This is a genomic window from Pseudoalteromonas sp. SG44-1 (assembly GCF_014164315.1).
Lineage (GTDB): Bacteria > Pseudomonadota > Gammaproteobacteria > Enterobacterales > Alteromonadaceae > Pseudoalteromonas > Pseudoalteromonas rhizosphaerae.
The window spans coordinates 53,149-68,527 of record NZ_JACJEW010000011.1; the positions used below are offsets into that span (position 1 = coordinate 53,149).

Sequence of the window (15,379 nt, forward strand, 5' to 3'; positions counted from 1 at the left end):
CTCCAAATTATAGTTATATCGGAACTCTGAACTATCCAATTAAGTTACCGAAGAGTGACCACTGCATTGCCCATTGTGTGTTGTCAAAACAGTATACGAGATATCTACATTGACTATGTATATAGATTTACACTCGGACTTTAATCATATTGTATGACTATTTAAGGGTCAACTCAAAAAACAACAAATTCAAATAACCTGTAAAGAGTAGTTAACACCCACTCCATTGAAATAGTTGATTTATTAGCTTGTTTCATCTAGCCACCTAACAATTAAAAAAGTAAGGCTATGAAATTCAAAAGCTTAAAGTCGACAATGCGAATAACAATCACATTAATACTGTGTAAAAATATAAATGCATTGCAACTATATATTTACCTCGGTTATGCTGATGTCATCACAATAAAAATACAATAATACAATTAATGGTGTTTTTTATTGTACTTTTACTAATTTTTAGTACTCACAGCTGCCATGAATTAACTAAAACTACACACAAGCGCAGATACTTTGGCTTACACCATCTATAAGGATACATATGAAAAATAAATTAACAGCCCTTGCGTTACCATTACTCTTATCGAGCGGTATGGTTGCAGCACAAAACCCATTATTTACCGACGTGTTCACCGCAGATCCAGCGGCATTAGTTCATAAGGACACAGTTTATCTTTATACCGGTCATGATGTTGCCCCTAATAATGATATTTTCTTTGAGATGCATGACTGGCTTGCTTTTTCATCAACAGATATGGTGAATTGGAAAAAGCATGGCCCAATAATGAAAGCCACTGACTTTAAATGGGCTAAGGGCGATGCATGGGCAGCGCATATGATTGAACGTGATGGCACCTTTTATTTCTTCACCACTGTTCGCCATGATGAAACTAAACCTGGTTTTGCAATTGGTGTTGCAACGTCGAAATCTCCTACCGGACCATTTAAAGACGCTATAGGTCATGCATTGGTTACTAATGATATGACTACCCAAACACCGAATGATTGGGATGATATAGATCCGGCCATCTACGTAGAAGAAAACGGTGATACCTACCTATTTTTTGGTAACCTCGTACCTAAATATGTAAAACTAAGTGATGATTTATTAAGCCTAGACGGTGAAATCAAAACCATCGACTTACCTAATTTCACTGAAGCTTTATGGGTTCATAAGAAAGATGAATATTACTATGTTTCTTATGCATGTGAATTTCCAGAAAAAATCTGCTACGCAATGAGTAAAAGTATCCATGGCCCTTGGCAGTACAAAGGCATTCTCAATGAGATTGCCGGTAACAGCGAGACTAATCATCAGTCAATTATCGAGTTTAAAGATAAAAGTTACTTTATTTACCATACAGGTGCAGTACCACCAAAAGATGGCAAGCCAAGTGGCGGACGTTTTCGTCGCTCAGTTGCGATTGAACCACTTATATACAATGATGATGGTACCTTACAGCGTATCATCATGACCACTGAAGGGTTGAGTAAAGACAAATAACTCAGTCAACGAAGGGGCTCTCACTGCAGAGCCCCTATCACCGTGGTTTAAAAAATTGTTCGCTGGTGAATAAATCTACTTATAAAGACGATTTTCAATCGCTAACTGCGTTGAGTTAACTTGCAATAGGTAAGTGCCTGACGCGTAAACTCGCCTTGTTAATTCTGATAACTTTCTAGGTAGACACTTTATTAACCTTTATAATTTTAAATCAAAGCATTCGTAAATACCTTTACCTGAGATCTGGTTAACCCCCTCTATTTTCGCGTAATACTTACATTACTTGCTGTAAATAAGCGAAAAATCGTCGCAAATCATTGCTTGATGATAATTGAAACACAGCTGTAAGCATTGTAAATAAAGCACTTTTTATTTACATAACAATTACTTTTGCAAAAGTATTTGCACATTTGAAATAGTACTATAAAATTACAATACTACGTAGTTGCTATTTTACGTTAGGTGCACAGCTATTTTATTGACAACATTAAATAACAAAAATCCCAGTTATAAGAGGACATTAAAAAATGAAACTAACCAGATTAGCGATGGTGATCAGCTGCGCTTTAGCTGTTACAGGATGCGGTTCAGACAGCAATTCAGCGCCCGAAGGCGTATTAGCGGCACAACCTACTGCAACCGCAAAGCCAACTGTAAGTAGCAGTGTACAATTTAACAACAATGGCAATGTAACAGTGACTAATGTTGCCGTGCATGATCCGTCGGTTTTAAAAGTCGATGATACTTATTATATTTTTGGCTCACATTTAGCTGCCGCTAAATCGACCGATTTAATGAACTGGGAAATGATTTCAAGTTTATCAGCAAACAGTGCTGTAAATGAAAGCCCGTTGTTTGATTTTAATTACACAACCGAAATTGCAGAGGGTATTGAATGGACTGATGGCTTTACCGGTAACTGGGCTGCTGATGTAATTAAAGCACCCAACGGCAAGTTTTGGTTTTACTACAATCATTGCGCTCAAGATAATCCAGATACACCTAACACTGTTGATGAAGTATGCTTTAATCGCTCTTATTTAGGTCTTGCAGAAGCAGACTCTATTGAAGGTCCATACAAAAATAAAGGCATTTTTTTACGCAGCGGCTACCGTACTGATGATGAATTTGCTAAGTATCCATTAGATAATGGGCAAACAACATGGGCTGGCGCTGTAGATCCCAATGCCATTGACCCCGCCGCTTTTTATGATAAAGATGGCAATTTATGGATGGTGTACGGTTCATACTCTGGCGGGATATTTGTACTTGCTATAGATGAAACAACAGGCATGCCTGAAGCAGGACAAGGCTATGGAACTAAACTAGTCGGTGGTGACTTCCGTGCTATGGAAGGTGCATTTACTATGTATAGCCCTGAAAGTGATTACTACTATCTTTTTTACTCAGTTGCAGGATTTGCTGCTAATGATGGTTATAATGTACGTGTTGCACGTTCAAAGAACCCACAAGGTCCTTATTTAGATAATGCGGGCAACGATATTGCCTCTGCAGGCGGCCTTGAAATAGGTGAAAAACTATTAGGTGGTTTTGAATATACCCAAGAGCTCGGAGAAACAGCACCAGCTTGGGGTTATCAATCACCGGGTCATAACTCAGCGTATTATGATCAGGCATCGGGCAAACATTTATTTGTCACTCACACTCGCTTCCCATTAAGCTCTACTGAATTTCCAGAAAGTGCTGAAGCACACCAAGTACGAACCCATGAAATGTTCATTAACCAACTTGGTTGGCCTGTACTTTCACCACAACGCTATGTTCCACTCAATGGTGAGAATGTACTATCGATGGACGAAATCCAAGGTTATTACAAATTCATAAACCATGGTACAACCGTTAATACCAGTGCTATTCGTTCAACTCACATTGCACTTAATGCTGATAACTCAGTAACAGGCAGCGATCCTGGTACTTGGTATCCTAGCGATGATTCTAATACCAATATTAAACTAGTATTAGAATCTGGCACTTACTTTGCCGTCGCTAAATGGCAATGGGATGATGCCAATAAAGCACTTGTACCAACGCTGTCGGGAGTATCAAGTGAAGGAGCAACGGTTTGGGCAACTAAAGTTGACGATATTACGGCAACAAGCGATATCCTTGCCACTGTTGCTCAAGCGTTGGATATTAAAACTGAGTTAAGTATTGCAGATGAAGGTTACTCATTACCAACTCTTGGTAAAGATGGCGCACAAATCAGCTGGCAAAGTAGTGATGAATATTACATAGGTAGCGACGGTGCAGTATTTATTCCAACCCCAGACCGTGGTAATAAATCAGTGACGCTCACAGCCAATATTGAGCTAAACGGCCAAACCACGAGTAAAACATTTACAGTTAATTTAACCGCACGTCCTGAGTTTAAAAATGCGATAGCACATTATTCATTTGAAAATGCGCTCACAGATAGCTTAGGAAATTTACCAAGTGCCACAACTACTGATAATAATTTGTTAAACACCGGCGCAGGTAATCAAGCGTATGCTGCTGGGCAAACAGGCCAAGCATTTAGTTTTGATGGTGCAACAGGTGTCAGATTACCTGATAGCTTTATTCAATCAAGTGCATACACTGTTTCTTATTGGTTGAAACCAACGGTTTTAACTGATTTTTCACCATCATTCTTCGCCACTACGACTGTTGATAGATGGATGAGCTTGATCCCTGGTAACACTCATTTTACAACCACACCAATGCTATGGAGCAAATATTTAGATGATGCGGGTGTTGAACAGTGGAACCAAATCATTTCTGCAACCCCGGCAACGCTTACTTGGTCGCATGTTGCAATCACTTATGCCAACGGCGAAGCTAAACTTTACCGTGATGGGGTTTTAGCAGGATCAATGCCACGCGCTGATTTTTTTAGTAATGCAACGGGTAACTTTGCACTTGGCGTAAACTATGGCTGGGATTTACCATTCCAAGGCGAGATTGATGAATTAATAGTATATGACTATGCCCTTGGTAACTTAGACATCAATGCAGCTGCTATCAATAACTTAACTGATCCAACAAAATTCGCTGGTTTTGTAAAAGATGCATTAGATTTAGGTGATGTATCAGCAGTGCGTGATAACCTCACTCTACCGCGTGTTGGTCCATTTGTATCCGGTATCAGTTGGACATCAAATAATGAAGAATACCTAAAACCTGTTAATGGCACAGCTATCGTTAATCAACCAAGTGCGTTGGCAGGCGATCAAATCGTCACCTTAACTGCAACGATTAACTATAAAGGCTTCACTGACACTAAAACCTTCGATGTTACCGTTAAATCACTTGCCCCTGCGCAATATAGCTTTGAAGGTGATTTAGCTGAGCTTGAAGGCGTTTACGGTAAAGGTAACGCAACCGGTAACCGGATAGATAACCAAGGCGGTGCTGTCACTTTCACTGACGGTATTATCGGTCAAGCTGTACATCTAGATGGTAATGTTGGAGTGAGATTACCTGATAACTTAATTACAACGAATGACTATTCAATTTCACTGTGGTTAAAACCAGATGTATTTACCAGTTACACGACTGCATTCTTTGCCGGTGCAAATTCGTCAACGTGGTTAAGCCTTGTCCCATCAATGGATGGTACTGATAAAACTCGACTTTGGGCAACTACGGGCGCATTTTTCGATAACGGTGAGCTTGATACTCGTATACCTAAAGACAAATGGACTCACTTAGCCATGACTGTCGATGGTAGCAATGGTGATACACTAAAAATGTACGTAAATGGTGAATTAAAACTTGAAGCTGCAGGTTTTCCACGTGTATTCACTGTTGCAGGCGAGACCAATGAATTTGCGTTAGGCGTAAACTATTGGGATACGCCTTATGCTGGTGCAATTGATGAGTTAAAAGTATTCAGCGGTGCAATTGATGCTGATGCAATTAAAGCACTCTTTGATGCAGCAACTGCACAAGAATAAACTATTTTGGGCGAGCTGCCTTGCCCAATAGTTTGTTGTCGTGAAAAGCCAGACGAGAGTCTGGCTTTTTTATTTATCAATTATTTCAAAAAATCACTTATCTTCTACCGTGCCATTTGTACTATAATAACAACTTAGTAAGGGCTATGTACCGTATTCTTATGTTCTTATACCCTGTTTTTGCTTTGCCAAAATGACAGCATTTAAAGTTATTGCTAACGGCGGCTGAATGGACACCTTATTTCCTTTTGAGCATATGCTGTCTGAGATTAATTCATATGGTTACTTAGTGATAGCACTGGGCAAAAGGCAAAACAGCCTTGATGACAAATTCTTAAATAAGGCCAGAAATAGCATGCTCCCTCACGTCATTGATTGGATTAGAGCACAATTTGCGAATCTGCTCAGTGAATTTTACCAAAGCGCAAATCTGCAAAAAATCGCTATTGCAGGTCAATTCTGGGATGGCGCGCAACTTTTTGCTACAGCAAACTATAAGCTTGATTGGCAATTAAAAGATAAGCAAAGCAATTTTAAAGGAATGATTATGAACGTATCAAAACTTAAACGGCTTTTATGGGCCACATTTTTTGCTACAGCAGCAGCCAGCGCAAACGCAGAACCATTAACCCAAGTCAGCGTGGCACAGGGCAAACTTGAAGGCACGGCCCAGCAAAACTTAGCCGTATTTAAAGGCGTGCCCTTTGCTAAACCACCGGTTGGAGAGTTGCGCTGGAAAGCCCCTCAACCTGCCGAAAAATGGCAAGGTGTGCTTAAAGCACAAGCGTATGCCCCTGCCCCAATTCAAGCAGGCGATCCCGTATCTGGGAGCAGTGAAGATAGTTTATATCTGAATATTTGGACGCCCGCGCAATCAAATAATGAAAAGCTCCCGGTGCTCGTTTGGATCTACGGTGGTGGCTTTAGCTTTGGCAGTTCATCAGATCCTATTTTTGATGGTAGCGAACTTGCCAATAAAGGCGTGATAGTAGTGTCTATTGCTTATCGCGTTGGTCAATTAGGTTTTTTAGCCCATCCTGAACTTAATAAGGAAAGCCCAGTTGGCGTATCAGGTAATTATGGGTTGCTCGACCAACTAGCCGCCTTAAAGTGGCTTAAACAAAACATTAGTGAGTTTGGTGGTGATGCAAATAATCTTACCATTGCGGGTGAATCTGCGGGCGGCATTTCGGTTAGCATGCTTGCCGCCTCACCGTTAGCTAAAGGGTTATTTAACAAAGTTATCTCGCAAAGTGGTGGTTCATTTGGTCCTACTCGCATTAAGAACTACCCCGGTGAAAACATGTCAACCTTACAACAGGCTCAAACAGAAGGTTTCGACTATGTAAAACAGTTTGGCACAAGCTCCATTGCACAACTGCGAAAAATGAGCGCAAAAACTTTTATACCAAAAGGCTGGTCACTTCCCGGTGGTTGGCCCATTGTTGACGGCTATGTGATAAAAGACGACCAATATAAGCTCTATCAGCAAGGCAAGTTTAATGATGTACCTGCTTTAATTGGTTATAACTCGGATGAAGGCGTCAGCTTTGTGTGGGACCCTGATGTTAATAATTTTGTTGATGGAGTAAAGACTCGCTTCGGTCAATTTGCGCCAAGCTTACTTGAAGCTTACCCTGTTGCAAAAAACAGCATCCCTCGCAGCGCCCGTAATCTGGTGCGTGATGCTGCCTTTGGTTGGCATACTTGGAGCTGGGCTAAGTTACAAACTGAACATGGAAGAGCCCCTGTTTATTTATATTACTTTGATCACCATCCTGAGCGTAAACTTGGCGGCAAAGATGAAGATTATGGCTCTGGCCACGGTCATGAAATAGCCTATATGTTTAAAAACCTTAATAAAGCAGATCCGAATGTAACTAAAAATGATTTAAAAATGTCAGATATAATGGCAACCTACTGGACTAACTTTGCCAAAAATAGCAATCCAAATGACGATGCATTACCAAATTGGCCTGCTTTTAATAATGACAAACCCAGCACTATGTATTTTCAACAGCAAGCGAAAGTCGGCCCAGTGCCCGACAAACAAGCGCTAGAAACACTTGATCAGTATTTTAAATGGCGCCGCACACCAGCCGGTGAAAAATGGGCTAACCAAGTTCGTTAGTGTGCAGCTATCCAAATAAAAGCCAAATTAATATTTGGCTTTTATTTACATGCCTCCCCTTTAGTAACGCCTCTTTCAGCCGATAAGTATGATTAAATCACATTATAAAGAGCCATGATGCAGATACATAAACCACTGGGACAGCCAATTGCGTCACCATCAGAGCCTACGGTAAAAAGTAACGATACTACTGGCTATCGTTTATCAGAAAAAGAGTTAGACAATATATCAGGCCGGGAAACTAAAGAGAAAGCAGAAAAAGAGGCCAATTCAGATATGCCCGATCACATCGCTAAAATGATCGAACAGCTGAAAAAAATCAAAGAACAGATTGAACAACAAAAAGAGCAACTCGAAAAGTTAAAAGCGCTAGATAACCAGCAAGATGAAGCTGTTAAAGCACAAGTCGAAGCGCAAACTAATATGATTGTATCAATGCAAGCTCAAATGGGTTCGTTAGTTCAAACCATCGCTGAAGCGATGAAAGAAGCTGGTATTACCGACACAGGTGCACTTGTCAGTGCCATGGTGTGATCAACTGAAATCGCGATTAGTTGTTACTATTGTAGTACTGCTCATATTCTATTATTAGCAATCGTGTTTTTAGCTATACTTAAATAAGCGCAATATCAACAATTAGGCATAATTATGAGTTATAAAAACTGGCCAATCGCTAGGCAGATTGGTGCACTCGTATTTCCTTGCTGCAGCAATTTTTACTGACAAAAGTAAATCGGCCATTAAAATGCCTTCTGCTACCAGGCGCAATAAGCTTTGCAATTTAATCACCAAAATAATTAGTGATTGTTTAATCGATAGATTTTTAGTTAAAGGAACCGCTTTTTATTTGTAGATACTTTTCGATAGTTTTATCTTTCTTATCTGATGCAAGCACTTCATCTAAAGATTTCTGAATTTTTGTTATCATTTCATCTGATGTTTTTTTATTAGCTATCATGTAATAGCCACCTTCGTTCGACAGTAAATAGGCTTTTTCAATTGCTGACTGATCATAGCCCAGCGTTTTCATTTGATAGGCTAAATCTAATGGATCTCCAGGGATCAGATCTGTCCTTTTTTTAAATAAAGCTTTTAATATTTGTTCTGAATTAACAGTAACATAGTAGTCTATATTTTCTTGAAAGTGATTACGTTTAAGGAATTGCTCAACTGAACCGCCCATCAGCACACTAGTTTTATATTGTTTGATATCTGCGATTTTGTTGATCTGTATATCAGATCGGGAATTTAATTTATACAGATATACCTCTCTGGTGTGCAAAGGGCCAATCCATTTATACATATTTTCGAGCTCAGGAATGCGAGCTACTGTAAAAAGCAAAGTGTTAGGAGTTTGTTGGACAGTGTATAAAGCGCGTTTAAAAGGATAAACTAACAGTTTGTATTTGATGTTCGCTTTTTGCAGCGCGGCTTCTACTAACTCTGTGCTAATACCAACTAGCTTACCACCTTTGTTAAAATTATAAGGTGGCCAGTCGTTCAACAAAATTGTAAGTTCAGGCTCTGGATCCTGAGCGTTTGCATTTATATTTGACAATAAACTCAATAATAAAATCATTCTTAATATCATGAGGCTTCCTATTCCTGTGCCTGCTTCTATCTATAAAAAGCGCTATTTTTTAAGTTTATTTTATAATTATCTTTGGCTTTACCTTACATATTAGCAGCCTACGCTAACATTACACTTGGTTCACTGTATCTTACAATTATGGACAATCAAATTGTACCTTTGCTGCGTCACCTTACACTAATTAAATTAGCGACAACAGCTTAAAATACAACCACCTTTGATATTGAGCGAATCGCTTAACTTTGGCAGTTTGTTAAAAAATACTAAATGTACAGGCCGCGAGTGCACTTTATTAATGATGGCAATAACACGACTATTCAAATGTAAGTTCATAAAATTAAAACGCACGCTACATACACATAAAAAAGCCACTATCGAAACAGTGGCTTGGTGAGAGTCGAACGCTTATTTACATTTACTTTGGTTCTCGTAAATGGAAAATTTGGCACTTGTTACCTAAATCAGGTTGTTGTGCAAAATTAGTTTTATCTGCAAGGCCACAATCACTTAAACCCAGTGCTTGCTTTGTGTAACGGTTGATCAACATCACGCCGCCACCTGCAACAGGAGTAATGCGCCATTGTGCTGTTTTAGTTTCGCACGAAGCCATTTCAACGTTAGCGCCAGGCACTAAAGCATTGTTTGCCACAGCAGCGCAATAATCGCTATCAAGGTCTTGCTTTAAAGCAACGTAACCTGTGTCTGTTGGTGCAAAGAACCATTGTTGGGCGTCGCTGTGAGTAAACGCTTGTTGCTCAACATTAGTACCTGCTTTAACAGCTCCTGCAACGCTCAATGCTTTACCACTTTGTTGGCTCATTACCGCGACACTACCTACAGGCTGTAACTGCCAATCAGCACATGCAGTATCTTTACCTTGTTGTAAAACCGCTTGATTTTGCGCGGCTGAACACCCTGCTACGGCTAATGGTTTTTCAGTGTAACGGTTAGTAATAGTGACATTACCATCAGTGCTTGGTGCTACTTTCCATTGCTGACAGAAGTTATTACGCCATGCCGCAGATTGTGTTTTCGCATTATCAGCATCACTGCAATTAGCCAGCTCTAAAAACTTGCTGTCTTCACGATTTGCTAAACGTACAAAACCATCTGTGGTGGCATCAATCACCCATTGACCATTGGTGCTTGCACAATGGCGTTGCACGGCACGCGCATCTTGAGGATCCGCTGCAATATCTAAACATAAACCGCTGGTTGCATTAACTAAGTTATAACGCTGACCTTGCACACGAGTTACAAGTGGGCCGTATTCACCTGATGGTGGAGCCACTTCAACACCCGGTGTTACTGGTTTTGCAAAGTTTGGTGTGCCATTATCATGCCAAGTAAATTTTTGCGCACGCAAAGAACGTGTGGCACTACAACCGTGTTCTACTGAGTCATTGCCGTGGTATACCAGCCAATCTTCACTGCCATCTGGCGAAGTGAAGAAACCATTGTGACCAGGGCCAAATACTTCATCAGTACGTTCAAATACCGGCTCGTCAAACTTCTTCCAGCTGTTTGCATCTAGCGGATCATCACCCACCAACTCTAACATACCTAACTTATAATCTGGCGTGTTACAAAAGCTTGCTGAGTAAGTCATAAACGTGCGACCGTTATGCTGCAAAATTTCAGCACCTTCGGTTACTTTACGTCCGCTGATCTCCCAATCAAGTTCAGGGCGTGTGATCACAGTGTGCGGTGAATTCTTTTTCAGCGTCCACGGGTTTTCCATTTCAGCAATAATGTTTAACTGTTGATCGCCCTGCCACTGGGAATAAATAACATAGAGTTTGTCTTTATAGCTTAAATAGTTACCATCGATATTCCATACATCAGGCATGAGTGCGCCTTTGTATTCATACGGACCCATTGGGTCGTCACCGGCACTTTCTAATACATTAAGATGTTGGTTATCTAAAGTACCATCAGTCCCTGCTGTATACATCATGTACCAACGGTAGCCGTCAGGGCCTTTAACACGATGAAATTCAAACGCCCAAAAGTTACAACAACGCGCAGGATCGGTCGCTGACCATACATTTACTGGGGTTGCATCGGCAAGTCCTGCTAAAGTAGGTGATTTACGCATCACCAATTCAGATGTCCATGTTGTCGTCGTTAGGTAATAGTTACCATCCCAGTACTCAAGCCATGGATCGGCACCATTAGGAAATAATGGATTAGTGAATACGCCATCATCTTGCGTGGGTGCTTTTGCGCTCGCGATTGGTGCTGCATCTTGTGTTTGTTGTGTGTCTGCGCGGGTTGTAGATTCACACCCTGTAAGTGAGCTTAATGACAAAGCGAATAAACCTACAAGGCCTGTTGCTTTAGCAGTACGCTTTAATTTAGTGCGCAAGTGATGTTGTGCATTCATTGTTGTTATCACCCTTAGTTATTATAACAAACCCGCTATTGGGGTTTAATTTTATAGAAAACAGTTTTGAGTTGAGCTGTTGCGCCTCAACCTGTGCTAATTTTTTACCTGCGCTAAGTAGCTGGGCTGAACTGAAGTTACTAAAGCTTAAGTCAATATCTAACGTAATAGCTTTATCCTGCGCATTAATAGCTGCAACATACCAGTTGCAGCGAGAACGTCTCGCCATCACCACATGCTTACCTGGGCTGCCTTGCAAGAGCCTTGTTTCATCCCACAGAGTAGGCAGCGATTTCAAATAAGCTTTTACTGGCTCTGAAACTTTCGTCATTTGCTCAGGCGTTGTCACTAAGTGCTGTATCCCAGATGTAAATAAAATCGGCAGCGCGAGCTCAAAGGCATTATTGGTTTTGCGTTCAATATTAGGAATATCACCAAGTACCATAGGTGTAAAATCCATTGGATCAAACACGTTCCGAGTAAACACTAAGGTCGCTGCATGCTGCGCTTCTTTATCGGCAAATGCTTGAAAAAAGCTTATCATCTCAAAGCCTTTTACTGCTTCGGAGGTCATTAGATTAGGATAAGTTCGCTGCAAGCCCCTTGGCAAAGTGGTGCCATGAAAATTGACCATTAACTGATGTGCTGCTGCGTCTTTCAGCATAGCTTCGTAATAGGCCATCACAGATGAACCATCACCCGGGAAGAAGTCGACTTTAATGCCTTTAATTCCCATAGCTTGAAGTTTTGCAAAATGTTTAATGCGATCAGCACGCGTTAGTAATGCACTTTTAGGAGAATAAACCGTGTTATTCCACGCGCCTGATGAGTTATACCAAACCCATAAATCAACATTTTTTTGCTTAGCATAGGCTGCCAACTGCTGCATTTTCTCCCAGCCTATTTTTTGATCCCAATCCGCATCAATCAATACATATTGCCAGTGCATATCTGCTGCATAATCAATGAACTGTTTTTGCACAGGAAAGGTTGTAAAGTCATCCTTTAATAACCCCCAACTCCAAGCAGCAATCCCCGGTTTAACAAAATCAGTGTTAGTTAGCTGGTTTGGTCGGGCTAAGTCAGTCCCTAAAGTAGACTCAGTAACCGTTTGCAACGTGCCAATTACCAATAAACGCCAAGGCGATAACAGCGGCAGTGTATGCTCTGGTAAATAGCCACCATTAGAAGTAACTTCACGCTGATCAGGAAAACGAACCTTAAACTGCCCTTGGCTATTATTGGTTAAATTAGTACCACTGTAATAGTCTTCACCACCAGCTTCTGAGATTAAAATATACTGCTCTTGGTGCTTAAATAATGCCGGATACACCCAGCCATTATTGGTTATTGCAGGGGTCGTTAATGCTGTCGCTTGTAAATATTCTTCTTCATAAGAAGGGTTAGTGTTCATCCAGCCAGATTGCGCTTGCGCTTTAGGCTGTAACCACGCAACGGTTTCACTTGGGAAGTTAAAACCCGTTTGTTCACTCATAACGACCCGCGTATCCGAGGACTCCCCATCTAACTCGTAGCGAAAAGCAACCCCATCGTTGCTCACTTGAAAGCGAACATTCAATGTTTCGTGTTGCTGATTAGTCACGCTTACAACCGTACTGTTAGCCTGGTAATCAACAAACTGTTGCTTACCAGTAAAAAGCTGGTAGCTATCATTCACTGTCGGCTGTTGTTTAACAGCTAATAATCTAAGCTTTTTAGTAAAATCGGTATTATTAAGCGTGATACCTAATAAAGATGGCTCAATTACTTTATCGCTACCTGACTGTACTTGATAACTTAACTGCCCTTGCTCATCTAAATCAACCAATACGGCTAACTGCTGATCTGGGCTATGAATAGTCGCAACCTCAGTCGCTTGCGCCACAGTTGTTATCACTAAGGCTGCAAACAGCAGCCCTATTTGATTAACGAAGTGCATTACTTAGTGCCAAACTCATACACAATACGCGTTGAATAAACCTCACCAGGCATCAAAGTTGTACTGGGGAATGTTGGCTGATTCGGTGCATCAGGAAAGTGCTGTGGCTCTAGGCAAAAACCACTTCTTAATTTATGTACTAAACCAGAGGCTTGCTTACTGCTTCCATCTAAAAAGTTACCTGAGTAAAACTGTACCGCAGGTTCTTCGGTATACACAGTTAGGGTTCGACCTGAGCTTGGCTCATAAACGTTAGCTGCTTCAATCAAATCATGATTAGGTTTGTTTTTCAGCACAAAGTTATGGTCATAACCTTTACCAAGCTTCAGCTGCTCATCATCCACATTAATTTCTTTACCAATTGCTTTTGGATTTCTAAAATCAAACGGTGTACCCGCCACTTGCATTAACTCACCCGTTGGGATCAAACCGCCATCCACAGGGGTGATTGCGTTTGAGTTGATTTGCATTTGATGATCGAGAATATCGCCCTTACCGGCTAAGTTAAAATAACTGTGCTGGGTCATATTGATGATGGTTGGCTTATTTGTTTTTGCCACAAACTGCATATCAAGGGTATTTTTGTTGGTCAATGTATAGGTGACTTGTGTGGTCAGCTCACCAGGATAACCTTGGTCACCATCAGGACTTACGAGGCTTAGTGTTACACCAGCACTGTTTTGCGTGCTAAATGGCACCATATTCCAGACTTTCTTATCAAAGCCTTGCACACCACCGTGTAAATGGTTAGCACCATCGTTAGTTGCTAACTGATAATCCGTGCCGTTTAAGCTAAATTTACCATTAGCAATACGGTTACCAAATCTGCCAATGATCGCGCCAAAGTATGTGGTTGCATTAGTGTAATCTTCTAAATTATCCATACCTAAAACAATATTACCCATGTTGCCATTGCTGTCTGGCGTTTCGATACGGGTAATAATGCCGCCATAATTGATCACATCAACGCTCACGCCATTACTATTGGTTAGGGTAACTTGGTTGATCGGAGTTTGGTCTGCCAGCTTGCCATAAGCGTGCAGTAATGCAGAAGGTGAATTGGTCATATTGTCTCCTTGGTGAGCACACGCGGGGGTTAAAGCAATCCCAAAGGACACTGCTATTGCAAAGATACCGCGAGATAATTTTTTAATCGATGTTGACGACTGATGAACCGCTGTTAGGCGCTGAGTTACACATTGCAATGACATGACAATAACCTTATTATAATTGCATTTATACTTTTATAATACAATATAGTGATCGATTGCAAATTTATTCGCCTAACTTTTTAGTTGTATTTTGCCGTCTTTGACTAAAATGCAGTCCATACCACCAGCCTGAGCTGCTTGATAGCCTATTTGCGTGTCTTCAAACACCACACAATTTTGTGGTTGAATGTTTATTTGTTTGGCTACGCTTAAAAAAGTTTCTGGGTGTGGTTTACCGTGGCGAACATCACTGGCAGTAACTAATGCGTCTATTTTATCGATTAACCCTGTTTGAGTTAGATGCTCAATGGCATGCGCACGGTCCGCGCCAGTACCTACCCCAATAGGCATTTTGCCATGGTAATAGTTTAATACATCGACTGTCTCAGTAATGATTTCTGGCTGATGGTTTAAGCCTAACCAAAATTGGTGTTTTTGCTTGGCAACTTCATCAGGATCATGACTAAGTCCATATTTTTCATTGAGAATATCAACAGTGGCAAGTGTTGGTACGCCACCTAAACTATACATATAGTCATAGTCAAACGGATAACCTAATGCATGGCAGGTCAGCTCCCATGCTTGTAAATGAGAGCCCATCGAATCGATAAGCGTGCCATCCATATCAAAAATAATGCCTTGGTATTTTGTGAGATCGAGCATG

At 40.8% G+C, this 15,379-nt stretch carries 9 protein-coding genes; 4 read left to right on the forward strand and 5 right to left on the reverse strand.

Translation table 11 applies throughout. The features are described from left to right. The first annotated feature begins 538 nt into the window (after positions 1–538). The 4 genes from H5187_RS07315 to H5187_RS07330 all read left to right on the forward strand — a co-directional run bounded on the left by H5187_RS07315 (position 539) and on the right by H5187_RS07330 (position 8,122). A complete protein-coding gene (locus tag H5187_RS07315) occupies positions 539–1,501 on the forward strand; it encodes a glycoside hydrolase family 43 protein (RefSeq protein WP_182717787.1) in 963 nt (320 codons plus the stop codon). Positions 1,502–2,028: 527 nt separating this feature from the next. Next, complete coding sequence (locus tag H5187_RS07320; RefSeq protein ID WP_182761411.1) at positions 2,029–5,457, forward strand: LamG-like jellyroll fold domain-containing protein; 3,429 nt, start codon at positions 2,029–2,031, stop codon at positions 5,455–5,457. A 229-nt stretch (positions 5,458–5,686) separates the two neighbouring features. Then, a complete protein-coding gene (locus H5187_RS07325; protein ID WP_259399669.1) occupies positions 5,687–7,588 on the forward strand; it encodes a carboxylesterase/lipase family protein in 1,902 nt (633 codons plus the stop codon). A 114-nt stretch (positions 7,589–7,702) separates the two neighbouring features. Beyond that, positions 7,703–8,122 (forward strand): hypothetical protein, encoded by a 420-nt coding sequence (locus H5187_RS07330; RefSeq protein WP_259401715.1) that lies wholly within the window; start codon positions 7,703–7,705, stop codon positions 8,120–8,122. Between the two features lie 289 nt (positions 8,123–8,411). Here H5187_RS07330 and H5187_RS07335 read toward each other — a convergent pair whose 3' ends face one another. The 5 genes from H5187_RS07335 to H5187_RS07355 all read right to left on the reverse strand — a co-directional run bounded on the left by H5187_RS07335 (position 8,412) and on the right by H5187_RS07355 (position 15,378). Next, on the reverse strand, positions 8,412–9,179 hold the full coding sequence (locus tag H5187_RS07335; protein WP_182717785.1) for an ABC transporter substrate-binding protein: 768 nt from the start codon (positions 9,177–9,179) through the stop codon (positions 8,412–8,414). A gap of 415 nt (positions 9,180–9,594) precedes the next feature. Further along, entirely contained in the window at positions 9,595–11,565 is a 1,971-nt protein-coding gene (locus H5187_RS07340; protein WP_182797675.1) for an RICIN domain-containing protein, read from the reverse strand. Then, positions 11,537–13,504, reverse strand: a complete 1,968-nt coding sequence (locus H5187_RS07345; RefSeq protein ID WP_182797676.1) for a glycoside hydrolase family 97 protein — start codon at positions 13,502–13,504, stop codon at positions 11,537–11,539. The genes H5187_RS07340 and H5187_RS07345 overlap by 29 nt, the downstream gene beginning before the upstream one ends. Beyond that, positions 13,504–14,571: an aldose epimerase family protein gene (locus tag H5187_RS07350; RefSeq protein ID WP_259398463.1), complete on the reverse strand. Its 1,068-nt coding sequence runs from the start codon at positions 14,569–14,571 to the stop codon at positions 13,504–13,506. Before H5187_RS07350 ends, H5187_RS07345 begins: the two co-directional genes overlap by 1 nt. A 216-nt stretch (positions 14,572–14,787) precedes the next feature. Further along, a complete protein-coding gene (locus H5187_RS07355) occupies positions 14,788–15,378 on the reverse strand; it encodes an HAD family phosphatase (protein ID WP_182717781.1) in 591 nt (196 codons plus the stop codon). Position 15,379 lies beyond the last annotated feature (1 nt).